Source organism: Streptomyces albireticuli (assembly GCF_002192455.1).
Taxonomy (GTDB): domain Bacteria; phylum Actinomycetota; class Actinomycetes; order Streptomycetales; family Streptomycetaceae; genus Streptomyces; species Streptomyces albireticuli_B.
In genome coordinates, this window is sequence record NZ_CP021744.1 from 3,499,223 (window position 1) to 3,522,377 (window position 23,155).

The 23,155-nt window shown below is 73.5% G+C and carries 22 protein-coding genes and 1 pseudogene; 4 read left to right on the top strand and 19 right to left on the bottom strand.

Annotated features, from left to right (window positions below; translation table 11 throughout):
- Positions 1 to 66 precede the first annotated feature (66 nt).
- The 7 genes and pseudogenes from SMD11_RS14835 to SMD11_RS35885 all read right to left on the bottom strand — a co-directional run bounded on the left by SMD11_RS14835 (position 67) and on the right by SMD11_RS35885 (position 6,680).
- Positions 67 to 747, bottom strand: coding sequence for a hypothetical protein (locus SMD11_RS14835; protein ID WP_087926919.1), 681 nt, complete (start codon positions 745 to 747; stop codon positions 67 to 69).
- 138 nt (positions 748 to 885) lie between these two features.
- On the bottom strand, positions 886 to 1,683 hold the full coding sequence (locus SMD11_RS14840; RefSeq protein WP_087926920.1) for a type III pantothenate kinase: 798 nt from the start codon (positions 1,681 to 1,683) through the stop codon (positions 886 to 888).
- Positions 1,683 to 2,591: a carboxylating nicotinate-nucleotide diphosphorylase gene (gene nadC, locus SMD11_RS36405; protein WP_324614804.1), complete on the bottom strand. Its 909-nt coding sequence runs from the start codon at positions 2,589 to 2,591 to the stop codon at positions 1,683 to 1,685. The genes SMD11_RS14840 and nadC overlap by 1 nt, the downstream gene beginning before the upstream one ends.
- Before the next feature lie 179 nt (positions 2,592 to 2,770).
- Positions 2,771 to 4,412 (bottom strand): annotated as a pseudogene (locus tag SMD11_RS36410) (L-aspartate oxidase); the annotation flags it as partial.
- On the bottom strand, positions 4,409 to 5,278 hold the full coding sequence (gene panC, locus SMD11_RS14850) for a pantoate--beta-alanine ligase (RefSeq protein WP_087926922.1): 870 nt from the start codon (positions 5,276 to 5,278) through the stop codon (positions 4,409 to 4,411). The gene panC and the pseudogene SMD11_RS36410, both read right to left, overlap by 4 nt.
- Complete coding sequence (locus SMD11_RS14855; protein WP_087926923.1) at positions 5,275 to 6,195, bottom strand: Rossmann-like and DUF2520 domain-containing protein; 921 nt, start codon at positions 6,193 to 6,195, stop codon at positions 5,275 to 5,277. The genes panC and SMD11_RS14855 overlap by 4 nt, the downstream gene beginning before the upstream one ends.
- A 167-nt stretch (positions 6,196 to 6,362) precedes the next feature.
- Positions 6,363 to 6,680, bottom strand: a complete 318-nt coding sequence (locus SMD11_RS35885; RefSeq protein WP_199843882.1) for a hypothetical protein — start codon at positions 6,678 to 6,680, stop codon at positions 6,363 to 6,365.
- A 99-nt stretch (positions 6,681 to 6,779) separates the two neighbouring features.
- On the opposite strand from SMD11_RS35885, the gene SMD11_RS14865 reads away from it, so the two are divergent.
- Positions 6,780 to 7,862, top strand: coding sequence for a DUF5937 family protein (locus SMD11_RS14865; protein WP_087926924.1), 1,083 nt, complete (start codon positions 6,780 to 6,782; stop codon positions 7,860 to 7,862).
- 195 nt (positions 7,863 to 8,057) lie between these two features.
- Here SMD11_RS14865 and SMD11_RS14870 read toward each other — a convergent pair whose 3' ends face one another.
- Positions 8,058 to 8,735: a response regulator gene (locus SMD11_RS14870; RefSeq protein WP_087926925.1), complete on the bottom strand. Its 678-nt coding sequence runs from the start codon at positions 8,733 to 8,735 to the stop codon at positions 8,058 to 8,060.
- A gap of 188 nt (positions 8,736 to 8,923) precedes the next feature.
- The gene (locus SMD11_RS14875) at positions 8,924 to 10,117 is read right to left on the bottom strand and encodes a sensor histidine kinase (RefSeq protein WP_087930513.1); all 1,194 of its coding nucleotides are present in this window, start codon (positions 10,115 to 10,117) and stop codon (positions 8,924 to 8,926) included.
- A gap of 121 nt (positions 10,118 to 10,238) precedes the next feature.
- Here SMD11_RS14875 and SMD11_RS14880 point away from each other — a divergent pair, with 121 nt between their 5' ends.
- Both SMD11_RS14880 and SMD11_RS14885 read left to right on the top strand, forming a co-directional pair.
- Complete coding sequence (locus SMD11_RS14880; RefSeq protein WP_087926926.1) at positions 10,239 to 11,255, top strand: SAM-dependent methyltransferase; 1,017 nt, start codon at positions 10,239 to 10,241, stop codon at positions 11,253 to 11,255.
- Positions 11,256 to 11,268: 13 nt separating this feature from the next.
- Positions 11,269 to 12,465 (top strand): NADH-quinone oxidoreductase subunit D, encoded by a 1,197-nt coding sequence (locus tag SMD11_RS14885; RefSeq protein ID WP_087926927.1) that lies wholly within the window; start codon positions 11,269 to 11,271, stop codon positions 12,463 to 12,465.
- A gap of 113 nt (positions 12,466 to 12,578) precedes the next feature.
- On the opposite strand, the gene SMD11_RS14890 is transcribed toward SMD11_RS14885, so the two are convergent.
- The 4 genes from SMD11_RS14890 to SMD11_RS14905 form a co-directional block, all read right to left on the bottom strand.
- Positions 12,579 to 13,667 carry a hypothetical protein gene (locus SMD11_RS14890; RefSeq protein WP_087926928.1) on the bottom strand — a complete coding sequence of 363 codons (1,089 nt, stop codon included), beginning with the start codon at positions 13,665 to 13,667 and terminating at the stop codon, positions 12,579 to 12,581.
- Between the two features lie 110 nt (positions 13,668 to 13,777).
- Complete coding sequence (locus tag SMD11_RS14895) at positions 13,778 to 14,758, bottom strand: ABC transporter substrate-binding protein (RefSeq protein ID WP_087926929.1); 981 nt, start codon at positions 14,756 to 14,758, stop codon at positions 13,778 to 13,780.
- Positions 14,759 to 14,810: 52 nt separating this feature from the next.
- Positions 14,811 to 15,524, bottom strand: coding sequence for an ABC transporter permease (locus tag SMD11_RS14900; protein ID WP_087926930.1), 714 nt, complete (start codon positions 15,522 to 15,524; stop codon positions 14,811 to 14,813).
- The gene (locus SMD11_RS14905; RefSeq protein ID WP_087926931.1) at positions 15,524 to 16,249 is read right to left on the bottom strand and encodes an ABC transporter permease; all 726 of its coding nucleotides are present in this window, start codon (positions 16,247 to 16,249) and stop codon (positions 15,524 to 15,526) included. The genes SMD11_RS14900 and SMD11_RS14905 overlap by 1 nt, the downstream gene beginning before the upstream one ends.
- A gap of 128 nt (positions 16,250 to 16,377) precedes the next feature.
- Between SMD11_RS14905 and SMD11_RS14910 the strand changes: the two genes are divergently transcribed.
- Complete coding sequence (locus SMD11_RS14910) at positions 16,378 to 17,571, top strand: ABC transporter ATP-binding protein (RefSeq protein ID WP_087926932.1); 1,194 nt, start codon at positions 16,378 to 16,380, stop codon at positions 17,569 to 17,571.
- 101 nt (positions 17,572 to 17,672) lie between these two features.
- Here the strand turns inward: SMD11_RS14910 and SMD11_RS14915 are convergent, their stop codons facing one another.
- The 6 genes from SMD11_RS14915 to SMD11_RS14940 form a co-directional block, all read right to left on the bottom strand.
- Positions 17,673 to 18,167 (bottom strand): DUF3180 domain-containing protein, encoded by a 495-nt coding sequence (locus tag SMD11_RS14915; protein ID WP_087930514.1) that lies wholly within the window; start codon positions 18,165 to 18,167, stop codon positions 17,673 to 17,675.
- A gap of 71 nt (positions 18,168 to 18,238) precedes the next feature.
- On the bottom strand, positions 18,239 to 18,832 hold the full coding sequence (gene folK / locus SMD11_RS14920) for a 2-amino-4-hydroxy-6-hydroxymethyldihydropteridine diphosphokinase (protein ID WP_087926933.1): 594 nt from the start codon (positions 18,830 to 18,832) through the stop codon (positions 18,239 to 18,241).
- Complete coding sequence (gene folB, locus SMD11_RS14925) at positions 18,829 to 19,188, bottom strand: dihydroneopterin aldolase (RefSeq protein WP_087926934.1); 360 nt, start codon at positions 19,186 to 19,188, stop codon at positions 18,829 to 18,831. Before folB ends, folK begins: the two co-directional genes overlap by 4 nt.
- Positions 19,189 to 19,677: 489 nt before the next feature.
- Complete coding sequence (locus SMD11_RS14930) at positions 19,678 to 20,151, bottom strand: nuclear transport factor 2 family protein (RefSeq protein ID WP_087926935.1); 474 nt, start codon at positions 20,149 to 20,151, stop codon at positions 19,678 to 19,680.
- Positions 20,148 to 21,053, bottom strand: a complete 906-nt coding sequence (gene folP / locus SMD11_RS14935; protein ID WP_087926936.1) for a dihydropteroate synthase — start codon at positions 21,051 to 21,053, stop codon at positions 20,148 to 20,150. Before folP ends, SMD11_RS14930 begins: the two co-directional genes overlap by 4 nt.
- Positions 21,054 to 21,203: 150 nt before the next feature.
- Positions 21,204 to 23,054, bottom strand: a complete 1,851-nt coding sequence (locus tag SMD11_RS14940) for a phosphatidylglycerol lysyltransferase domain-containing protein (protein ID WP_087926937.1) — start codon at positions 23,052 to 23,054, stop codon at positions 21,204 to 21,206.
- Positions 23,055 to 23,155 lie beyond the last annotated feature (101 nt).

Sequence of the window (23,155 nt, forward strand, 5' to 3'; positions counted from 1 at the left end):
TCCGGGCGTGGCACCGCAGGGAAGCCGGGCGTGGCGGCGCCGGGAAGGGGGCGCGCGAAAGGCCGGTCAGCGCTGTTTGCGGCGGACGCCCAGGGCGATGGCGCCGGCCGAGAGCGCGGTGCCGGAGGTGGTGGCGAGCAGCAGGGTGCTGTTGGTGTCGGGCTCGGCGGGGGCCAGGGGCCCGCGGCCCACGACCTCCACGCGGATGGGCGCGGTGTCGTTGTCCGGATCCGGGTCGGGGGCGTCCGAGCCGTCGTGGTCGAGGACGCGCACCCGTCCCTCGGCGCCTTCGACCTTCTTGTCGATGCGGACCCGGAAGCGGAGCGTCTCGCGGTCGCCGGCCGGGAAGTCGTCACCGATCACGCAGCGGTAGCGGACGGGGCCGGTGCCGGGCGAGGGCGTCGCGACGCAGGGCTGCCTGCCGTCGGCGCCCGGCGGGGGCGTCGCGGTGACCGTGGTGCCCTCGGGGGCCGTCACCTCGTACGTGCCCGCGCCGTGGCCGCCGTGCCGGCCGGCCGGGCCGGGGCCGCCGTTCCGGACGCCGAGCTCGACCTCGACGGTCTCGCCGACCCGGCCCACGACGGGCTGGGCGACGGCCTGGTAGTCGGCGTGCGGCGGCGCGCCGGCCCACGCCGGGGCGGCGGCCAGGGCCAGCCCGACCGCTCCCGGCACGGCGATGGAGACGGCCGCCCGCCGCACTGTCCGTCTTCTGCCCATGAACCCCACGCCCATCATGTACACGATCATGCTCCGCAGCTGACAGGACAGTCGGAGCGGGGGGTTGGTTGCGCCCGGGCCCGCCGAATTCCCGGGCCGCGGGCGCGCGGTGCCGCCCGGGACCCGGTCAGGGGCCGGCCGGGGGCCGTCAGGACCGGCCGGGACCCGTCAGGACCGGGCGACGTTGCGCTCGTAGACCAGGCGCAGGCCGATGAGCGTGAGCCACGGCTCGTGCTCGTCGATCACCGAGGCCTCGCCGAGGACCAGCGGCGACAGGCCGCCGGTGGCGATGACCGTGACGTCGTCGGGGTCGTCGGCGAGCTCGCGCGCCATGCGGTTGACGACGCCGTCGACCTGGCCCGCGAAGCCGTAGAGGATCCCGGACTGCATGGCCTCGACGGTGTTCTTGCCGATGACGCTGCGCGGGCGGGCCAGCTCGATCTTGCGGAGCTGGGCGCCCTTGACGCCCAGCGCCTCGACGGAGATCTCGATGCCCGGGGCGATCACCCCGCCCGCGTACTCGCCACGGGCGCTGACGGCGTCGAAGGTGGTGGCCGTGCCGAAGTCGACGACGACGCAGGGGCCGCCGTAGAGCTCGACGGCCGCGACGGCGTTGACGATGCGGTCGGCGCCGACCTCCTTGGGGTTGTCCATGAGGATCGGCACGCCGGTCTTGACGCCCGGCTCGACCAGGACCGCGGGGACGTCGCCGTAATAGCGGCGGGTGACCTCGCGGAGCTCGTGCAGGACCGAGGGGACCGTGGAGCAGATGGCGATGCCGTCGATGCCGTCACCCAGCTCCTCGCCGAGCAGCGGGTGCATGCCCATCAGGCCCTGGAGCAGGACGGCCAGTTCGTCGGCGGTGCGGCGGGCGTCGGTGGACACTCGCCAGTGCTCGACGATGTCCTCGCCGTCGAACAGGCCGAGGACGGTGTGGGTGTTGCCGACATCGATGGTGAGCAGCATCAGGCGCCCTCCTCCCGGAGATCCAGGCCGATGTCGAGGATCGGGGAGGAGTGGGTGAGCGCGCCGACCGCGAGGTAGTCGACGCCGGCCTCGGCGTAGGCGCGGGCGTTGACCAGGGTCAGGCGGCCGGAGGACTCCAGCATCGCCCGGCCCGCGACGAGCTCGACGGCCTCGCGGGTCTGCTCGGGGGTGAAGTTGTCGAGCAGGATCAGGTCGGCGCCCTCGGCGAGCACCGGCGGGATCTGGTCGAGCCGGTCCACCTCGATCTCGACGGGAACGTCCGGGAACCGGGCGCGGACGGCCCGGAATGCCTCGGCCACCCCGCCCGCGGCGACGACGTGGTTGTCCTTGACGAGCGCGGCGTCCGACAGGGACATCCGGTGGTTGACGCCGCCGCCGCAGCGCACGGCGTACTTCTCCAGGGCGCGCAGGCCGACCGTGGTCTTGCGGGTGTCGCGGACGGCGGCCTTGGTGCCCTTGAGGATGTCGCTCCACTCGCGGGTGGCGGTGGCGATGCCGGAGAGGTGGCAGAGGATGTTGAGGGCGCTGCGCTCGGCCGTGAGCAGGTCGCGGGTGAGGGTCCGCACGGAGAGCAGCTTCTGGCCGGCCGTGACGCGGTCGCCGTCCTCGACGTGCCGCTCGACCTCGAACTCGTCGGTGCAGACGACGGAGAGGATCGCCTCGGCGACGCGCAGCCCGGCGACGGTGCCGTCCTCGCGGGCGGTGAAGTCGCCGGTGGCGACGGCGTCCTCGGGGATGGTGGCGACGGTGGTGACGTCCTCGCCGCCGTCGAGGTCCTCCTCGATCGCGAGGTGGGCGAGGTCCTCGACCTGGAGGGGGTTCAGGCCGGCCTCGGTGAGGAGTGCGGCGAGGGCGGGGTCGAGCCCGCACTCCATGGCGTCCTCCATGAAGGTCTCGCCGCAGCCGCAGCCGTCACCGCAGCCGCCGGCCGTGGCCACGACGGGTTCCTCTCCGGGCAGGGCGATCCGGTGCAGGGCGAGGTCTTCGGGGGTGCTCACGCTGGTCTCCTTGGGGGCGGAGGGGATGACGGGCGGGAATGCGGCCGAGTCCGTGCGGGAGACGGCGAGCGTGCGGTCCGGACGGAGGGTCACCCGGAGGTGGTGGCGCCAGGCGGTGTCGTCGCGGTCGGGGAAGTCCTCGCGCCAGTGGCAGCCGCGGGTCTCCTCGCGGCGCAGGGCGGCGGCGACGAGGACGCGGGCGACGAGGAGGAGGTTGGTGGCCTCCCAGCTCTCGGTGCCGGGCGCTTCCAGGGTGCTCGCCCGCTCGGTGTCGATGCGGTCCAGCTCGGCGGCGGCGCGCCGGAGGCTCTCGGCCGAGCGGAGGACGCCGGCGCCCGCCGTCATGACGCGCTGGATCTCCAGGCGCGCCTTGGGCGGTACGAGGTGTCCGGCGGTCTCCGCCGCGGCGGGGGTGCCGGGCAGCCCGTCCTCGGCCGCCACGGGGTGCGGGCCGGGCGCGTGCCGGAGGGCGGCGATGTCCGCCGCGATGCGCTCGGCGAAGACCAGGCCTTCGAGCAGGGAGTTCGAGGCGAGCCGGTTCGCGCCGTGGACGCCGGTGCAGGCGACCTCGCCGCAGGCGTAGAGGCCCTCGATGGTGGTGCGGCCGCGCAGGTCCGTGCGGACGCCGCCGGAGGCGTAGTGGGCGGCGGGCGCGACGGGGACGGGCTCCGTCACCGGGTCGATGCCGTGGGCGCGGCAGGCGGCGAGGATGGTGGGGAAGCGGCTCGCCCACATCTCGGCGCCGAAGTGCCGGCCGTCGAGGTACATGTGCGCGGCGCCGGTCTCCCGCATCCGCCGCATGATGCCCTTGGCGACGATGTCGCGGGGGGCGAGCTCGGCGAGCTCGTGGGCGCCGACCATGAAGCGGTGGCCGTCGGCGTCGACGAGGTGGGCGCCCTCGCCGCGGACCGCCTCGGAGACCAGGGGCTGCTGGCCCTCGACGTCGGGGCCGAGCCACAGGACGGTGGGGTGGAACTGGACGAACTCCAGGTCGGAGACCTCCGCCCCGGCGCGCAGGGCCAGGGCGACGCCGTCGCCGGTGGACACGGCGGGGTTGGTGGTCGCGGAGAACACCTGGCCCATGCCGCCGGTGGCCAGGACGACGGCCTTGGCGTGGACGGCGCCGACGCCGTCGACCCGGCCCTCGCCCATGACGTGCAGGGTGACGCCGGCGGCGCGGCCCTCGTCGTCCTTGAGGAGGTCGAGGACGAGGGCGTGCTCGATGGTCTCGATGCCGGCGTCGCGGACGGCCTCGACGAGCGCCCGGGAGATCTCGGCGCCGGTGGCGTCGCCGCCGGCGTGGGCGATCCGGCGGCGGTGGTGGCCGCCCTCGCGGGTCAGCAGGATCTCGCCGGTGTCGGCGTCGGCGTCGAAGCGGGCACCGGTGGCGATGAGCCGGCGCACGGCGTCGGGGCCCTCGGTGACCAGGGCGCGGACGGCCTCCTCGGAGCAGAGGCCGGCACCGGCGACGAGGGTGTCGTCGAGGTGCTGCCCGGGGGTGTCGCCCTCGCCGAGCGCCGCCGCTATGCCGCCCTGGGCCCAGCGGGTGGAGCCGTCGTCCAGGCGGGCCTTGGTGACGACGGTGACCTTACGGCCGGCGGCGGCACAGCGCAGCGCGACGGTCAGGCCGGCGACGCCGGAGCCGATGACGACGACGTCGGCCCGGGTCGCCCAGCCGGGGTGCGGCGCGTGCAGGCGTATCCCGGTCATCGCCGGCCTCCGAAGGTCAGGGGGATGTTGTCGATGAGGCGTGTGGTGCCGACCCGGGCGGCGACCGCGAGGACGGCCTCGCCGGTGTGGTCGTCGGGGACCTCGGTGAAGTCGGCGGGGTCGACGAGGGCCACGTAGTCGAGGACGAGCGGGGGCTCCATGTCCGCGGCGGCGTCGAGGATCACCTGGGCGGAGCGGCGGACGGCCCCGGCGCCGAGCTCCTCCGCCGTCGCGGCCGTGAACAGGGCGCGGGAGATCTCCAGCGCGGTGGCCCGGTCGGCCTCGGAGAGATAGCGGTTGCGGCTGGAGAGGGCGATGTTGTCGCCCTGTCTGACCGTGGGGACGCCGACGACCTCGACCGGGAAGTTGAGGTCGCGGACCATGCGGCGGATCAGCGCGAGCTGCTGGGCGTCCTTCTGCCCGAAGAGCGCGACGTCCGGCCGGGTGAGGTGGAGGAGCTTGGCGACGACGGTGAGCATGCCGTCGAAGTGGCCGGGGCGCGCGGCGCCCTCCAACCGCTCGCCCATGGGCCCGGCGGTGATCCGGACCTGGGGCTCGCCGCCGGGGTAGACCTCGTCGGCCGACGGGGCGAAGACGGCGTCGGCGCCGGACGCCTCGGCGAGCTCGACATCGGCGTCGAGGGTGCGCGGATAGCGGTCGAGGTCCTCGCCGGCGCCGAACTGGAGCGGATTGACGAAGACCGTGACGACGACCTGGCCCTCGGGCCCGACCAGCCGGCGGGCGGTGCGGATCAGGGTGGCGTGACCCTCGTGGAGGGCGCCCATCGTCATCACGACGGCCCGTCGGCCTTCGTCGCGCGGGAGGGCCTGGAGCTCCTCCGCGGTGCGCGGGAGCTGAGTGGTCATGCGGTGCCTCCGTCCGCGAGGACGCCGAGCAGGTCCTCCGCCAGTTCGGGCTTGAGCAGGCCGTGCGCGAGGGCGCGGTCCGCGGTCGTACGGGCCATGGCCAGGTATCCGGCGACGGCCTGGGGGGCGTGGACGCGCAGCTCCGCGATGTGCGCGGCCACGGTGCCCGCGTCACCGCGCGCCACCGGGCCGGTGAGGGCGGCGTCGCCGGAGCGCAGGACGTTGTCGAGCGCGGCGCCGAGGAGGGGGCCGAGCATGCGGTCGGGGGCCGAGACCCCGGCGGTCCGCAGCAGCTCCATGGCCTGGGCGACCAGGGTGATCAGGTGGTTGGAGCTCATGGCGAGGCCCGCGTGGTAGAGCGGGCGGGCCTCCTCCGCCACCCACTCGGGCTCGCCGCCCATCTCGATGACCAGGGCCTCCGCGGCGAGCCGCAGCTGGTCGGGGGCGGTGACTCCGAAGGAGCAGCCGGCCAGCCGCTCGACGTCGACCGGGGTGCCCGTGAAGGTCATGGCCGGGTGCAGGGCGAGCGGCAGGGCGCCGGCCCGGCGCGCCGGGTCGAGGACGGCCGTGCCGTGCCGGCCGGAGGTGTGCACGAGGAGCTGGCCGGGGCGGACGGCGCCGGTCTCGGCGAGCCCCGTGACGAGGCCGGGCAGGACGTCGTCGGGGACGGTGAGGAGGACGAGCTCGGCGCGGGCGAGCACTTCGGCGGGCGGGACGAGCGGGACGTCGGGGAGCAGGGCGGCGGCCCGGCGCACCGAGGCGTCCGAGACTCCGGAGGCGGCGACCGGGCGGTGCCCGGCCAGCTTGAGCGCGGCGGCGAGCGAGGGGCCGACACGGCCCGCGCCGACGACGCCGACGGTGAGCCTGGCGGGTCGGTCCTGGGGGCTCGGGTGCTCCGGGAGGGGATGTGCGTTCACGCGGCGATGGCCTTCCGTTCCAGTCCGCGGGGGGTACCGGACGATTCCCTCGTCATGCTACGCGAGTGGAAGAAGACCGCTTCTGGACGTCCCCAGCCCTGTGGAAAACCCGGGGAAGCGGACCCGGACCCACCTGTGGAAAACCCGGGGGCGGCCCGCCGGAGGCGTCATGCTCGACGCATGGGCGGAGTGGAGCACGTCGGGAGTGGGGCGGTGGGCCGCGGCGCGGGAGTCGCCGGGGTCATGGGGGCCGCCGGGGTCGTGGAGGTACGGGCGGCGGTGGCACCCGGCCGCAGGAAGGCGAGGAGCGCGCGTCGGCGGGCCCGGCGCTCGGCGGCCCGCCGGTCGACGACGGCCCGGAAGTCCCACCAGGTGCGTACCTCACGGGCGAGGGCCCGCTCCCCCGTTCCCGGGGCGGGCGGGGCGGGGTCCCCGTGCTGTGCGGCGCGGTAGAGATCGAGGAGGTGCTGCTGTGTGGCGTCCATGCGGCCCACCTTGCGCCGCCTTCGGCCCGGCCGCCCCGTCGATTGACGAGGACCGTCAAATGACCTCCCGACCTGCGGAAAGGAAGCGAGGATGAGGCCATGAGCGTGGACATCGACATCACCGGCCTGCCGCACGAGCGCGTCGGCTTCCACCTGTCGCCGCTGGCCGAGCTGGGCGCGATGCTGCACGCGCTGTCCGAGCCGGCCCACCACCCCGGGCTGCACGGCTGGGCCACGGCGACCGCCTCCGCCCTCAAGCCGGACCTGGCCGACCGGCTGACCGAGGCCGACTTCCTGTGGCGCTCGATGCGCGCGGACATCCTGCTGCCCGCGGTCCCGCGGGCCACGCTCGCCGAGGAGCTCGACGACCTCGACCGGATGGACGACGACACCTTCGTCTCCGCCGCCTTCGAGATCACCTGCTCGGGCGACTACGGCCGGCCCGCCCCCTCGCCGCTGGTCGATCCCCGGCAGCGGGCGCGGGTCCGGGAGCTGTCCGCCGCCCGGGGACCGCGCCAGGCGGAGTTCACCGAGCGGATGCTGAAGGACCCGACGGCGCTGCGGGCCTGGCTGCGCCGCCTCTTCGAGGACTGCGAGGAGGCGTTCTTCGCCGACAACTGGCAGCGCGTCCGGGTGCAGCTCGCCGCCGACGCCCGGCACAAGGCGGACCTGCTGCACCGCAAGGGGCTCGCGGAGGCCCTCACGGCCGTCTCCCCCGCCGTGTCGCTCGCCGAGGACGGATCCCGCATCGTCATCGACAAGCTGGCCAACGGCTGGACCAGAGCCTACGGCGACTCGGTGACGTTCCTGCCGACGGCCTTCGGCTGGCCGCACCTGCTCCTCGTCTACCGCCCCGGCTGGCGGCCGGTGGTGCAGTATCCGATCGCCGGCCCCGACCTCCCCCAGGTCAGCGCCCCGCGCCTGGTCCAGCAGCGCATGGAGGCGCTCGCCCACCCGGTGCGGATGCGGCTGTGCCGCACCCTGGCCCGCGGCCCGCACACCACGGGCGAGCTGGCCACCGCCTACGACCTGACGCCGCCGGAGGTGTCCCGGCACATAGCCGTGCTGAAGAAGGCGGGGCTGCTGAGCACACGGCGGCGGGGGCGGTACGTGCTGCACCAGCTGGACCTGACGGTGGTGGCGCGGATCGGGAGCGACTTCCTGGAGACGGTGCTGCGGTGACGCTCGCCGACCCGGGGCTCAAACGCTGGACGGGCTGATTTCAGCCCGTCCAGCGCTTGAGGACACCGCGCGTCAGCGCGGAAAAGGGGGCCCGGGGGCGGAGCCCCCGGTTACGGGAAGGGGCGGGGCCGGGGAAGGACCGCCGGAGGGACCCGCCGCACCCGGACCACTCGCCCCGCGCCCCTTACGCGTCGCTCACTGCCCCGCCCCGCCCCCCGCGCGGACCAGGCCGCTCTCGTACGCGAGCACGACCACCTGCACCCGGTCCCGCAGCCCCAGCTTGGTGAGGATCCGCCCCACGTGGGTCTTGACCGTGGCCTCCGACAGCACCAGCCGGGCCGCGATCTCACCGTTGGACAGCCCCTGCGCCACCAGCAGCATGACCTCGCGCTCCCGCCCGGTCAGCCGGGCCAGCTCGGCGCTCGCCGGTTCCTTCGTGGTGCTGGGCAGCATGGGGGTGAAACGATCCAGCAGGCGGCGCGTCGTGCTGGGCGCCACCACCGCGTCGCCGCTGTGCACGGCCCGGATCGCGCCCAGCAGCTCGGCCGGGGGCACGTCCTTGAGCATGAAGCCGCTGGCCCCGACCTTCAGCGCGGAGAAGGCGTACTCGTCGAGGTCGAAGGTGGTCAGGATCAGCACCTTCGGGGCGTTCTCCTGGAGACAGATGCGCCGGGTCGCCTCCACCCCGTCCAGCCTCGGCATGCGCACGTCCATCAGGACGACGTCCACCTCCGTACCGGCCAGCACCTCCAGGGCCTCCGCGCCGTCCCCGGCCTCGGCGACGACCTCCATGTCCGGCTGGGCGGCCAGCACCATGCGGAACCCGGTGCGCAGGAGCACCTGGTCGTCGACGAGCATCACGCGGATCGACATGCGGTCGTCCCTCTCTAGCGGTCGGATCGTGGCTGTGCGGATCTGGCAGTGCGGATCGTGGCTGTTCGGATCGTAGGCGGTCGTCGGGCACTGGAACGGAACGGTCCGCTCAGTGGCGGGGAAGCGGGTCGGGACAGCGGCCGGGGCGACGCCGGGGCGACGGTCCGCCGCGGGGCCGGACGACCCCGTCAGCGGCCGCCCGGCTTGATCGGCAGCAGCACGCTGATCCGGAAACCGCCCCCGGGCCGCGGCCCCGCGTCCAGCGTGCCCCCGACCATCCCGACGCGCTCGCGCATGCCGATCAGGCCGTGGCCCATGCCGTCCGCGCCGCCCGACTCGTACAGCTCGTGCTGCGCGCCCCGGCCGTCGTCCTCGACCAGCAGGCCCAGCCCGTCGTCGAAGAACGTCAGCCGGACGCTGGCGCCGGCGTCCGGACCGCCGTGCTTGCGGGTGTTGGTGAGGGCCTCCTGGACGATGCGGTACGCGGTCAGCTCCACACCGCTCGGCAGCGGCCGGGGCGCCCCCTCCACCTGGAAGTCCACCGGCAGTCCGGCCCCGCGCACCTCCTCCACCAGGTCGCCGATCTGCTCCACGTCGGGCTGCGGGACGTACTCGCCGCCCTCGGCGCCCTCCTCCGTGCGCAGCACCCCCAGCAGCCGGCGCATCTCGGCCAGCGCCTGGCGGCCGGTGCCGGAGATCGTCTCCAGGGCCTGCTTGGCCTGCTCGGGCGAGGCGTCCAGGACGTACGCGGCGCCGTCCGCCTGCACCACCATCACCGAGACGTTGTGCGCGACGACGTCGTGCAGCTCCCGCGCGATGCGCGCCCGCTCCGCCGTCACCGCCATCTTCGCCTGCTGCTCGCGCTCCTTCTCCAGGCGGCCGGTGCGCTCCTCCAGCTGCGCCCAGTACGCGCGGCGGGTGCGCATCGAGTCGCCGAGGACCCAGGCGAGCGCGAACGGGACGGTCATGAAGACCGTGCCGATGATCTCCTGGTTGATCCCGCGCCCGGAATCGCTCCAGCGGAGGTTGGCGATGAGCGGTGCGAGCAGTCCGCCGATCAGGGCGAACCGCGACGCCCAGCGGACCGGTCCCGAGGCGACGGTGTAGATGATCACCAGCATCGCGAAGTCGGCCAGCTGCTGCGGTGAGTCGAGGATCAGCTGCGCCACCCCGGCCGCCGTCGCCAGCAGCAGCATCTTCACCGGGGAGCGCCGCCGCAGAGCGACCACCAGGCACAGCAACGCCGCGACGCCCAGGTCGCCGATGGCGCCTCTGCCGCCCTCCTCGGCGATCACCACGCCGCTGAGGCCGAACAGCAACACGGCCCAGAAGCTGTCCACACCCGTCGGGTGCCTGCGGAGGAAGTCGTAGAGGCGCTGCACGTCACCCAGCGTAGGCACGTCGCGTACGTGCTGGGGTCAATCGGACGATCGATCCGGCGACGCCCCGCCTACTCCCCAAGGTGGAGGCGGTGTGCCCACGAAGGGCGCATAGCGTGTGCGTATGGCAAGCGGAACACGAACGTGGCGGGCCGCCACCGAGGTCGCGCTGTACGGCCCGAACGGCTTCTACCGGCGCCCGGAGGGCCCCGCCGGGCACTTCCGTACCTCTGTGCACGCCTCCCCGCTGTACGCCGGGGCCGTCGCCGAGCTGCTGCGCCGGGTCGACGACGCGCTGGGGCACCCGGCGGAGCTGGCGTTCACCGACGTCGGGGCGGGCCGGGGCGAGCTGCTGACCGGGGTGCTGGCGCGGGTGCCGGCCGGGCTGGGCGCGCGGCTGCGCCCGTACGCCGTGGAACGGGCCGCGCGCCCGCCGGGGCTGGACGCGCGCATCACCTGGCTGAGTGACGTCCCGGACGGCGTCGAAGGGCTGCTCTTCGCCAACGAGTGGCTCGACAACGTCCCGGTGGACGTCGCCGAGGCCGACGCGGACGGCACCGCCCGCCAGGTGCTCGTCCAGGAGGACGGCGAGGAGCTGCTCGGCGAGCCGGTGTCGGGCGAGGACGCCGAGTGGCTCGCCCGCTGGTGGCCGCTGGAGGGGGCGCCCCCCGGCAGCCGCGCCGAGATCGGCCGGCCGCGGGACGCCGCCTGGGCGCGGGCCGTGGGCAGCCTGCGGGCGGGGCTGGCCGTCGCCGTCGACTACGCGCACCGGCGCGACGCCCGGCCGCCCTTCGGGACGCTCGCCGGCTTCCGCGAGGGCCGCGAGGTGCGGCCGGTGCCGGACGGCTCGTGCGACATCACCGCCCATGTCGCCCTGGACGCGTGCGTCCGGCGCGGCGGCTCCCTGCTCACCCAGCGCGTGGCGCTGCGCGCGCTCGGCGTCGACGGCGCCCGGCCGCCGCTGTCCCTGGCCTCCTCGGACCCGGCGGCGTACGTACGGGCCCTGGGGGCGGCCGGCGAGGCGGCGGAGCTGACGGCCCCGGCGGGGCTGGGCGGGTTCGGCTGGCTGCTCCAGCCGGTCGGCGGCGCCTGCGCGGACCTGCTGCGGACCGGCGGCGACCACCCCGGGGCGGAGGGCTGACAAACTACTCCCCATGGCCCCTCCTCCTGGTTCCCCTGGTTCCACCGGTATCCCCGGCCGCACGGGTCTCTCCGAGACGACCGTCGGCGTGGGCGGCGCGGCGGAGAGCACCGACATGGTGCTCAACATCGGGCCGCAGCATCCGTCCACGCACGGCGTGCTGCGGCTGCGGCTGGTCCTGGACGGCGAGCGGATCCAGCGCGCCGAGCCGGTCGTCGGCTATATGCACCGCGGCGCGGAGAAGCTCTTCGAGGCGCGCGACTACCGGCAGATCATCATGCTGGCCAACCGCCACGACTGGCTGTCGGCGTTCTCCAACGAGCTGGGCGTCGTCCTCGCCGTGGAGCGGATGCTCGGCATGGAGGTGCCGGAGCGTGCCGTGTGGACGCGGACGCTGCTGGCCGAGCTCAACCGGGTGCTCAACCATCTGATGTTCCTCGGCTCCTACCCCCTGGAGCTGGGCGGCATCACCCCCGTCTTCCACGCGTTCCACGAGCGCGAGGAGCTCCAGGCGGTGATGGAGGAGGTCTCCGGCGGCCGGATGCACTACATGTTCAACCGCGTCGGCGGCCTGAAGGAGGACCTGCCGGCCGGCTGGCTCGGCCGGGCCCGGCACGCGGTGGCCCAGGTCCGCTCCCGGATGGACGTCTACGACCGGCTGGTCCTCGGCAACGAGATCTTCCGGGGCCGTACCCGCGGCGTCGGCGTGCTCTCGCGGGACGCCGTGCACGCGTACGGGGTCAGCGGGCCCATCGCCCGCGCGTCCGGCGTCGACTTCGACCTCCGCCGCGACGAGCCGTACCTCGCGTACGGCGAGCTCCAGGACACCCTGCGGGTCGTCACCCGCGAGGACGGGGACTGCCTGGCCCGCTTCGAGTGCCTGCTGGAGCAGACGCACAACTCCCTGGAGCTGGCGGAGGCGTGTCTGGAGCGGATCGGGGAGCTCGCGCCCGGCCCGATCAACCAGCGGCTGCCGAAGGTGCTGAAGGCTCCGGAGGGCGCGACGTACGCGTGGACCGAGAACCCGCTGGGGCTCAACGGCTACTACCTGGTCTCCAAGGGCGACAAGACGCCGTACCGGCTGAAGCTGCGGTCGGCGTCCTTCAACAACATCCAGGCGCTGACCGAGCTGCTGCCGGGGACGCTGGTCGCCGACATGGTGGCGATCCTGGGTTCGCTGTTCTTCGTCGTCGGCGACATCGACAAGTGACCGGCGGGGCCGGCGGGTGACCTGAGGGGCCTGACTCGCCCGCGCACGACGACGGCCCCCGGCGGAGATCCGCCGGGGGCCGTTTCCGGTGCGGGCCGCGCCGCGAGGCTCCGTCAGGAGATGGCGGTGCGCAGCTCCGCGATGTCTATCTGCTCGGTCTCGTCGTGCGCGGTCAGGTCGATGACGTCGCCCTCGGCCTCGCCGTCGGCACCGGCCTCGACCTCGGCGAGGGCCTCCTCGCCGACGACGTCCGCGAGGTCGGTCTCCTCGACGGGGCGCGGGGGCAGGGGCTGCTGGGTGCCGAAGAAGTCGAAGCCGCCCTGGGCACGGGACGCGGGGCGCCGCGCGGCGGCGGGCTGCTGCGGCAGGACGGCCTTCGGGCCGGCCGGGGCGGCGGCGGGGCCGATGGCCCTGGGCGCCTTGTCCATCCCCTTGGCCGTCTCCTTGGCCGTTCCCGCCGCCTTGTCCGTCCCGGCCGGCTTCGCGGCGTCCGCCGCCGGGGTCCCGGCGGTGGCGTCGGCCGTCGCGGTGGCCGCGCCGTCCTCGGCAAGCACGTCCTCGGCGAGCGCGTCCTCGGCGTCCTCGCCCGCTTCCTCCGCGGCCTCCGCGTCCGCCTCCGCCTGCTGGAGCGCGGCGTTGCGCTCCAGGTCGCGGAGGGCCTCGGCGGCCTTGCGGTAGGCGGCCGCGGCGACGATCGAGCCGGGCGTGCCCGCGGGCGCGGTGGACTCCAGGGCCTTCGCGGGCCGGGGCACGGAGCCCCGGGCGACCCGGCGGCCCTCCAGCGCGCTGGCCCGCTCGGTCTCGGCCGTGGCGTAGCGGCGCAGCAGATCGGCGTGTTCGGTGCGGAGCCGGGCGAGCTCGGAGCGCTTGCCGCGCAGCTTGCCCTCCAGCTTGGCCCGGATCGCGCGGACCTCCTCCAGCTCCGACTCGAGCTCGGCTATGCGCTCCTCGGTCTTCCACTCGTCCCGCACCCGGGCGGCGGTGAGCTGGGCGACCCGCTTTCCGGCGGAGCGGTCCCAACGGCGCATCAGCACGGCGCCGACCACCGCGGCGGCAGCCGCCGCCGCGGCGAGGCCCCGGATGACGACCGTTTCACCTACCACCCAGGCACCGGCGGCAGCGGCGACCGATGTCGCGGCGACCGTCGATGGGGGAAGAAGCCTGTGCAGGGGCGGCGAATGGCGGTGGCGTCCTCGTGGCATGGCCTGAAACTTACCGTGCGTCGCCTCGGGAGTGTGACTCCACCACCAAACTCTTCCCTTGATCTTACTTCTCCCCTACGCCGCTACTCCCTCTGCCGTCCCTGTTACCTCTACTTCGTCAACAGTCCCTTGTCCTTGAGGTATCCGGCGGCGACATCGGCGGGCTTGAGCCGGCGCGCGTCCACCTTCTTGTTGAGTTCCGTGAGATCTTCCGTGGTCAACACCCTGGTGAGCTTGGCGAGAGCGTCCGTGATCTTCTGCGAACCCGCCTTCTTCGCATTCACCACGGGCAGGACGTTGTCGGAGTTCTGGAGCTTCTTGTCGTCCTCCAGCAGGACGAGGCCGAACTGTTCGAGCGTCGCGTCCGTGGTCGTGGTCAGCAGCAGCTGGTCCTTGCCCTGCTTGACCGCCTGCTTGGCCTGCGTGCTGCCGACCTCCAGCGGGTCGATGCCCGTGACGTCGATGCCGTAGGTCTTCTCCAGACCGGGCTGGCAGAACGGCCGCTGGGGGCATTCGTCGCCCGCCGCGAGCTTGATCGGCTGCTTCGACTTTCCAAGATCAGAAAGCGTCTTGAGCTGGTGTTTCTCCGCGAACTCCTTGGTCACGGCGAAGGCGTTCTGATCGACGGCGCGACCGGGGTCGAGCACCTTGAGACCGCGCGGCTCGGCGAGTTTCCGGAGCGCCTTCACCGTGGCGTCGGCATCGGCGGAGGCGACCGGCGGCGTGTCCTTGCCGTTCTGCTTCTTGTTCAGGAATTCGGCGAGCGTCGCCGCATACTCCGGGACGACATCGATCTCGCCCTTCTCCAGCGCCGGTTCATACAGCTCACGGGCGTCCACGGTCTTGATCGACACCGAATATCCGGCGTCCTTCAACAGGCCCGCGTATATCTCCGCGAGCACCTTGGACTCGGTGAAGGAAGCCGAGCCGATCACCAGCGAGCCCTGGCCCGGCTTCGCGGAGCCGTCGCCCCCGCCGGACTTCTCCAGGCTGTCGCCTCCGCAGGCGGCGAGGCCGGCGGTCAGGGCGGCGACGGCGCCCGCCGCCAGCAGGGCACGGCCGGTCCGTGCGCGACGCGGGGTCCAGCTCATGGGAACTCCGTTCATTTCGGTGGCACGTCCGGCGGTCCGGGGCGCCCCTTGATCAGACGTCGGAAACGGGGGTGGGCGCCACTTTTCCCGCCGTCCGCCCCGCACGGCGGCGCACCGGGTCCAGCAGCCGCGCCAGCAGGACGAAGACGCCCTCCACCAGCAGCGCGAACACGGCCACCAGCAGCGCCCCGGCCACCACCTGCGCGGTGTCGGTGAGCCGGAAGCCGGCCGTGATGACCCGGCCGAGGCCACCGCCGCCGGCCAGCGCGGCGAGCGTGGCCGTGGCCACGATCTGCACCGCGGCGGACCGCACGCCCGTCATGATCAGCGGGAAGGCGAGCGGCAGCTCCACCCGGGCGACCACCTGAGGGCCGGTCATGCCCATACCCCGCGCGGCCTCGACCATGTCCCGGTCGACCTCGCGCATGCCCACATAGGCGTTGGTCAGCACCGGCGGGATCGCGAAGAGCACCAGCGCTATGACGGTCGGCCAGGAGCCGTACTGCCCCAGCGGACTGAGCAGCAACAGCACGAGCACCGCGAACGTGGGCACCGCCCGGCCCACGTTGGAGAGGTTCACCGCCAGCGCGCCGCCTCGGCCCAGGTGGCCGAGGACCACGGCGACGGGCAGCGCGACCGCGCAGGAGATCAGCAGGCTCACGGCCGTGAGGTAGAGGTGCTGGTCGAGGCGGTGCCAGACACCGTCCCCACCGGTCCAGTGGGCGCCGGTGGCCAGCCACGTCCACGTCCGCTCGACGACGTCCATCAGGCCACCGCCTGCCCGGCCGGGGTCTTCGCCGCTCCCGCGCGCGGCGCGCGCCTTCGCCGGGTCCGCGTCCAGGGCGTCAGCAGCCGCTGGACGAGCAGCAGGACGACGTCGGCGACGACCGCCAGCAGCACGCACAGCACGGAGGCAGTGAGCACCTGCGCCTTGAAATAGCTGCGCAGGCCGCTCAGGACGAGATTGCCCAGGCCGCCGTAGCCGATGATGGCGCCGATGGTGGTGAGCGAGACGGTGGAGACGGTGGCGATCCGCAGACCGGCCATCAGGGCGGGCAGCGCCAGCGGGAGTTCGACCCCGAACAGCAGCCGCACCGGCCCGTACCCCATGCCGCGGGCCGCCTCCCGGGCTTCCTCGGGCACCGCGGCCAGGCCGGCCAGGATGTTCCGCACGAGGATGGTGAGGGAATACAGCACCAGGCCCGTGACCACGACGGACACCGACAGACCGAGGACCGGCACCAGCAGCGAGAACATGGCGAGCGACGGGATCGCGTAGAACACCGTGGTCAGCCCGAGCACCGGGCCGCGCACGCCCCGCCGGGCGCGGGCCAGCAGTGCCAGCGGGAACGCGACGAGCAGCCCGATCGCGACCGACGCGAGCGTGATGCCGATGTGCTGGAGCGTGGCGTCCACCAGCTCCTGGCCGCGGGTGCTCAGATATTCGCCGCAGATCCAGTCGTTGTCGACCAGACAGCTCTGCTCCGCCATACGCTCTCACCTCCCCCTGGGCCTTGACCGTCGGTTACTGGCGACCCTAACCCCGGGCACTGACATTCGAGTCCGTCGCCACACAACGGCCACAATGTCCGCAGGCAGAACGGCAAGAATGGGGAGCCATGATCCGCTTCGAGCACGTCACCAAGCGCTACGCCGACGGCACCACCGCCGTCGACGACCTGTCCTTCGAGGTGGCGGAGGGCGAGCTGGTCACGCTCGTCGGGCCCTCGGGCTGTGGCAAGACCACCACGATGAAGATGGTCAACCGGCTGATCGAACCCTCCGACGGCCGGATCTTCCTCGACGGCGAGGACATCGCCACGGTCGACCCGGTCGAGCTGCGCCGCCGCATCGGCTACGTCATCCAGCAGGTCGGCCTCTTCCCGCACAAGACGGTGCTGGACAACACCGCGACCGTCCCGCACCTGCTGGGCTGGCAGCGGAAGAAGGCCCGCGCCCGCGCGGCCGAGCTCCTCGACCTCGTCGGACTCGACCCCTCCGTCTACGGCGACCGCTACCCCGACCAGCTCTCCGGCGGTCAGCGCCAGCGCGTCGGGGTGGCCCGGGCGCTGGCCGCCGACCCGCCCGTGCTGCTGATGGACGAGCCCTTCGGCGCGGTCGACCCGGTGGTCCGCGAGCGCCTCCAGAACGAATTCCTGCGGCTCCAGTCCCAGGTCCGCAAGACCGTCCTCTTCGTCACGCACGACATCGAGGAGGCCGTCCGCCTCGGGGACCGCATCGCGGTCTACGGCGAGGGGCGCATCGAGCAGTTCGACCCGCCGGCGGCGGTGCTGGGCTCCCCGGCCACGCCGTACGTCGCCGACTTCGTCGGGGCCGACCGGGGCCTGAAGCGGCTCTCGGTCACCTCCATCGAGCCCGGCGACCTCGAACAGCCGCCGGTCGTCCACCTCGACGACACCGTGGGCCGCGCCGCGGCCCGGCTCGCCGCGGAGGGCGCCCGCTGGGCCGTCGTCCTGGACGACGCCGAGCACCTCCACGGCTGGGTCTCCGCGGACGCCCTCACCGGCGCGAGCACCGCCGGCGGCCCGCGGAAGGGCGAGGGGACGGTCCGCGACCACGCCCGTCACATGGACGCCTGGCTGCCGGTGGGCGCCTCGCTCAAGCAGGCGTTCAGCACCATGCTCCAGCACGACGCGGGCTGGATCGCCGTCCTGGACGGGGCCGACGCGGACCACTTCCTGGGCGTCCTCACCCCGGCCCGCCTGCACGAGGCGCTGCGGCGCTCGACGGCCGCGGACGCGGTGGGCGCCGCGCGCACGGAGGTCGAGGTGGAGACCGTCGCGGACGCGTAGGAACGCGTACGGGCACGGCCGGGCGCCCGGAAACGCGTGAACCCCGGACGGGCCGGTGGATCCGGCCCGTCCGGGGTCCGAGGCCCGGTCCGTGCTCGCGGCTACGCCGGTGCCGCGCCCGGGCCGCCGTGGTTCTCGTCGTCGTCCTCGGGCAGCTTGCACACGCGCTCCAGGAAGAACGCGGCGGCGACCACACAGGCGCCCGCCAGCACCGACGCCCCGGCGTAGATCACCTGGTCACGACGGACCGTGGTGTCCACGCCGTCGATGAGCAGGAAGACGCCGACCCCGCCGTACATCCCGGCGACCAGCGCCGCGACCAGCGCGCTCGCCTGGCCGAAGACGACCGCGCGGGCGGCCAGCAGCGGGTCGACGCCCTTCGCGCCGGGGCGGCGCTCGCGCTGGGCGCGCAGCCGGGAGCGCAGCGGGAAGGCCGTGGCCACGAGGACCGCGGCGATGACCGCGAGCACGATGGGCGCCGCCACCGGGACGCTCGGCAGCGTGCCGAGGGAGTCCCACAGCCGGGCGCCCGCCCAGGACACGATCCCGGCCGCGGCGAACAGTCCGACCAGCACCCCGATCCGAAGTTGCTTCACCGAGCCGTCGCCCCTCGTCTCATCCGTCCGTCGGCGCACCGGGGCGCGCCGGAATTCCATGGGACCAACGCCTACTCCGGGAGCCGGAGTTCCAGGTCCACCCGCGGGGCCACACTGTCGAGACCCACCGCGGCCAGCAGTTCGACGACCGCGCCCCGGCCCGGGACCACGGCCTCCGGGTCCACGTCGTGCCACGGCGCCAGCACGAAGGCGCGCTCGTGCGCCCGCGGGTGCGGCAGGGTCAGCACCGGGTCGTCCGAGACCACGTCCTGGTAGGCGACGATGTCGACATCGAGCGTCCGGGGGCCCCAGCGCTCGTCCCGCACCCGCTCGAAGGCCTCCTCGATCGCGTGCCCGCGCTCCAGCAGCGAGTCCGGCGGGAGGGTGGTCTTCACCAGCACCACGGCGTTGAAATAGGCGGGCTGGGTGCCCGGCTCGACGCCCCACGGCTCCGTCTCGTAGACCGGGGAGACGGCCTTGACCCGCAGGCCCGGCGTGTCCTCCAGCGCGTCGATGGCGCCCTGGAGGGTCTCCAGGCGGTTGCCGAGATTGCTGCCCAGGGAGATCACGGCCCGTTTGGGGTTGCTCAGGGTCACATCGGCCGCGTCCACCTGCGCCACCACGGAGGCGGGCACCGGCTGCACGGTCGGGTCGCTGCTGCTCATACTCGGCTCCGGGTAATAGTGATCGTCACATCGTCGAAAGGCACGGTGATCGGGGCGTCGGGCTTGTGCACGACCACCTCGACCTCCCGCACCGCGTCGTGCTTCAGACACTGCTCGGCGATCCGCTCGGCGAGGGTCTCGATCAGGTCGACGGGCTCGCCCTGGACGATGTCGACGACCTCCTCCGCCACGATGCCGTAGTGCACGGTCTTCGCGAGGTCGTCGTCGGCCGCGGCGGGCCGGGTGTCCAGGCTCAGCACCAGGTCCACGATGAAGGTCTGGCCCTCCTCGCGCTCCCGGGGGAACACCCCGTGGTGCCCGCGAGCCTTCAAGCCGCGCAGCGCGACACGATCCACACGAATCACTCCTGCTGGTCGTCGGTACGGCGAGTGCGCTCCGGACCGGCCGGCGCGTCGCCCGTCCCCCGCCGTCGGCCGGGGTACCCACTTCGAATCTACCTGCGAGCGCCGACACCGCTCGCACATGGACGCCGAGGGTGCTGGAGATATCTGGGGACATCGGGTGTGTTTACGGATATTCGATGACAGCTCGGGCGTCTGGGGCAAGGAATCTCACGCGGCGGGTAGGGGCGGGGATTTTGGCCGCGCATACCCGCCGGAGGACGGGTTACGCCTGGGCATGGGCGGTGATTTTTCCCCTACCCGCCCCTTCCCGAACGGGGGCAAGCCCCCGGGCCCCCGGTTCCGCGCTGACGCGCGGTGGCCTCAAGCGCCGGCCGGGCTGGATTCGCCCGGTTCCGGGCGACAAATCAGCCCGTCCGGCGCTTGAGGACATTCGGGAAGGGGCGGGTAGGGGAAAAGGCCCGCCGCAGGCGCGCCACCCCGCTACGCCCCCTCGTCCTCCCCCTCCTCCGGCCCGTCCTCGTCCTCGCGGCCCGCGAGCACCGGCGAGCCGTGGTGCGACCACACCTTCCACTCCTCGCCGACCCGCCGGAAGACGTTCGTCGCCACGACCAGCTGGCCCACCAGCGGCCCCAGCTCGCCCTCCGACTCCGCCGGGCCGCCGCTGAGGATGTTCTCCGTGCACGTCACCAGCGCCGTGTCACCGGTCACGGACACCTCGACGTCCGTCAGGAAGAACTGGATGTAGTCCGTGCTCGCCATGATCAGCGCATACGAGCGGAGCACCTCGCTCCGTCCGCGCAGCACCGGCCATCCGGGGTGCACGCACGACACCACGACGTCCGGATCGTCCAGCCACAGGTCACCCATGGCCGAGGTGTCGCCGCGCTCCACCGCCTCGTAGAGGGCGGTGTTCGCCAGCTCGACCCGCTCGCTGTCCGTACGAGCGGCGCTCACACGGCCTCCCCGGCGCCGGCTCCGGCCCCGGCCGCCTGTGCCGCCGCTTCCTCCACGGCCCGCACCACCTTCACCGCGTCCGCGCTCGCCCGGACCTCGTGCACCCGGACGGCCCAGGCGCCCTCGCGGGCCGCGATCGCCGTGACGGCCGCCGTCGCCGCGTCCCGCTCCCGGGCCGGTGGCGGGCTGCCCTCGTACCCGGCCAGCACCCGGCCCAGGAACCGCTTGCGGGACGCCGCCACCAGCATCGGGCGGCCCAGCTCCCGGCCCAGCCGGTCCAGCCCGGCCACCAGCGCCAGGTCGTGGTCGGCGTTCTTCGCGAAGCCGAGGCCCGGGTCGACCACCAGCCGGTCCGGGGACACCCCGCCCTCGACCACCGCGTCCAGCCGCTGCCGCAGCTCGTCGAGGACCTCGCCGACCACGTCGCCGTAGACCGCCCGGCTGTTCATGTCCGCGCTGAACCCCCGCCAGTGCATCACCACGAACGGCACCCCGGCCGTGGCCACCACCGGCACCATCGCGGGGTCCGCCAGGCCCCCGCTCACATCGTTGACCAGCACCGCGCCGGCCTCGACGGCCGCCTCCGCGACCGCGGCGCGCATGGTGTCCACGGAGACCACCACGCCCTCGCCCGCCAGCCCCCTGACCACCGGGATCACCCGGCGCAGCTCCTCGCGCTCGTCCACCCGGGGTGCGCCCGGCCGGGTGGACTCGCCGCCCACGTCGACCAGATCGGCGCCCTGGGCCACCAGGTCCAGACCTCGCTTGACCGCCACCTCGGTGTCGAACCAGCGACCGCCGTCGGAGAACGAATCAGGCGTGACATTGACCACGCCCATCACCGCACAGCGGTCCCACTCCGGCAGACCGACGGGCCCGAATCGACCGCGCAACGTACTCATGCCGACAAGCCTAGGGCGTGCCGCCAAGGGTGCGCCGCCCGCCCGGAGGCCGGATCCGGTCGCGACCGGTGCCCGGGCCGGAAAACGCCGAAGGCCCCGGCCTCGGCGCCGGGGGGCGCTCGGGGCGGGGCCTTCGGGCCACTGACACGGTCAGGCCGCGCGGGTGACCTCCGAGGCGGAGACGGTGTCCTCGTCGTGCACGGAGTGCTTGGGCTCGGCCGGGCGGCGGCGCAGCAGGCGCGGCAGCTCCAGGAAGCCCTCGGCCTGCATCATCGCGAAGCCGATGCGCGGCAGGTCCCGGCTGTTCGGGAAGACCACGAAGCGCGGCTCCCAGCGCGGCCGGAACTTCTCGTTGAACTTGTAGAGCGACTCGATCTGGAACCAGCGCGAGAGGAAGACCAGCACGGTGCGCTGGATCCGGACGACCGGGCCGGCGCCCAGCTTGCCGCCGCGCTCCAGGGCGGAGCGGAAGAACGCGAAGTTCAGCGACAGGCGCTTGATCTTCAGCTCCGGCGCGGACTGGAGGAAGGCCACGATCAGGAGCTCGTTCATGCCCGGGTCCGCGCTGCGGTCGCGGCGCATCAGCTCCAGCGAGCTGCCGTCCGGGCCCCACGGCACGTAGTGCTGCATGGCGCGGAGGTCGCCGAACGGGCAGTCCTCGCCCTCCTCCGGGTCCTTGTGGGCGGTCGCGATGATGGCGTCCAGGTCCTTGGGGTCGCCGATGCGGCCCAGGGCCATGGAGAAGCCGCGCTCGTCCTCGGTGTCGCGCCAGGCGTTGGCGGCCTTCTGGACGGCCTCCAGCTCCTCGGGGCCCAGGTCGCCGACGCGGCGCACCTTGGTGCTGTAGCCGTTGCGCTCGATGCGCTTGACCATCTGGCGGACGTTGCGCATGGAGCGGCCGGTGAGGGAGAAGTCCGCGACGTCCACGATGGCCTCGTCGCCCATCTCCAGGGCGTCCAGACCGGTCTCACGGGTCCAGACCTCGCCACCGGTCTCGCTGCACCCGGCGACCGCCGGGGTCCAGGAGTGGCGCTTGGCGAGCTCCATGAACTTCTCGATCGCGCCGGGCCACGCCTCGACGTCACCGATCGGGTCACCGCTGGCGAGCATCACGCCGGAGACGACGCGGTAGGAGACGGCGGCCTTGCCCGACGGGGAGAAGACGACGCTCTTGTCACGGCGCAGCGCGAAGTGGCCGAGCGAGTCGCGGGCACCGTGCTTGTCCAGCAGCTCGCGCAGCCGGTCCTCGTCCTCCTCGGTCAGGACCGCGGCCGGGTAGGCCGGGCGGAAGGCGAGGAAGGCGGTGGTGGCGACGGTCAGCAGACCGAGGGCGCCCAGGGAGTAGCCGACGGTGTAGTCGACGCCGCCGGTGTAGCGGATCGAACCCTCGAAGCCGAAGAGGCCCCAGATCACGTGCTCGATCTGCTCCAGGACCGGCGGGTCACCGATCATCTGCTTGGGGTGCGAGCCGACGATCACCCAGCCGAGGCCGAAGCTGGCCGCGCCCATGAGGACGAAGTTGGCCAGCGCCTTCCAGCGGCTGCGCGGGTCGGGCAGCGCGAAGAACGCCTTGCGGTGCCACACCAGGTAGGCGAAGACCAGCAGGGACAGGCCGGCGCCGGGGTAGGAGTGGCGGTAGATGAGCTGGGCGGCCGCGCCTATCGGCAGCAGCACGACGGCGGCGAGCCAGGCCTGCTGCTTGGCCCGCTTGAGGCCGTGGGCCAGCATCAGGAGCAGGATGCCCACGATGATCGAGCCGGCGGCCGCCAGCTGGGTCACCGAACCGGGCAGGACCTCGGCGAAGCTGTGGACGCGGCTCCAGCGCCACCGGGGGACGACCCCCGCCAGGATGTCGAGCAGGCCGATGACGGCCGCGACCGTACCCACGACCGCGGGCACGTGCTCAGGCCGTGGCCCCTTGAGGATGCGCGCAAGCCTCGACAGTCGCTTGGTCCCCTCGGGAACCCCATCGGACTTTTTGCCATCTACCCTGACAGACATCTCTTCCCGTCGTCCTGTCGAGTGGTCCTGCGCCATCTGGCGGCAGCGCCCGGACAATGTGCGCCCTGTAGGACGACGGTTTCGGGGTTGAGGTTCCGCCG

Excerpts from the sequence above, each read along its gene's own strand:
- SMD11_RS14910 (WP_087926932.1), top strand. The coding sequence starts at position 16,378 with ATGATCCGCTTCGAGCACGTCACCAAGCGCTACGCCGACGGCACCACC.
- SMD11_RS14890 (WP_087926928.1), bottom strand. The coding sequence starts at position 13,667 with ATGCCACGAGGACGCCACCGCCATTCGCCGCCCCTGCACAGGCTTCTT.
- SMD11_RS14835 (WP_087926919.1), bottom strand. The coding sequence starts at position 747 with ATGATCGTGTACATGATGGGCGTGGGGTTCATGGGCAGAAGACGGACA.
- SMD11_RS14895 (WP_087926929.1), bottom strand. The coding sequence starts at position 14,758 with ATGAGCTGGACCCCGCGTCGCGCACGGACCGGCCGTGCCCTGCTGGCG.
- panC (WP_087926922.1), bottom strand. The coding sequence starts at position 5,278 with ATGACCACTCAGCTCCCGCGCACCGCGGAGGAGCTCCAGGCCCTCCCG.
- SMD11_RS14870 (WP_087926925.1), bottom strand. The coding sequence starts at position 8,735 with ATGTCGATCCGCGTGATGCTCGTCGACGACCAGGTGCTCCTGCGCACC.
- folP (WP_087926936.1), bottom strand. The coding sequence starts at position 21,053 with ATGAGTACGTTGCGCGGTCGATTCGGGCCCGTCGGTCTGCCGGAGTGG.
- SMD11_RS14940 (WP_087926937.1), bottom strand. The coding sequence starts at position 23,054 with ATGTCTGTCAGGGTAGATGGCAAAAAGTCCGATGGGGTTCCCGAGGGG.
- folK (WP_087926933.1), bottom strand. The coding sequence starts at position 18,832 with ATGAGCAGCAGCGACCCGACCGTGCAGCCGGTGCCCGCCTCCGTGGTG.
- SMD11_RS14885 (WP_087926927.1), top strand. The coding sequence starts at position 11,269 with ATGGCCCCTCCTCCTGGTTCCCCTGGTTCCACCGGTATCCCCGGCCGC.
- SMD11_RS14900 (WP_087926930.1), bottom strand. The coding sequence starts at position 15,524 with ATGGACGTCGTCGAGCGGACGTGGACGTGGCTGGCCACCGGCGCCCAC.
- SMD11_RS14880 (WP_087926926.1), top strand. The coding sequence starts at position 10,239 with ATGGCAAGCGGAACACGAACGTGGCGGGCCGCCACCGAGGTCGCGCTG.
- SMD11_RS14905 (WP_087926931.1), bottom strand. The coding sequence starts at position 16,249 with ATGGCGGAGCAGAGCTGTCTGGTCGACAACGACTGGATCTGCGGCGAA.
- nadC (WP_324614804.1), bottom strand. The coding sequence starts at position 2,591 with ATGGAGGACGCCATGGAGTGCGGGCTCGACCCCGCCCTCGCCGCACTC.
- SMD11_RS14865 (WP_087926924.1), top strand. The coding sequence starts at position 6,780 with ATGAGCGTGGACATCGACATCACCGGCCTGCCGCACGAGCGCGTCGGC.
- SMD11_RS14840 (WP_087926920.1), bottom strand. The coding sequence starts at position 1,683 with ATGCTGCTCACCATCGATGTCGGCAACACCCACACCGTCCTCGGCCTG.
- SMD11_RS35885 (WP_199843882.1), bottom strand. The coding sequence starts at position 6,680 with ATGGACGCCACACAGCAGCACCTCCTCGATCTCTACCGCGCCGCACAG.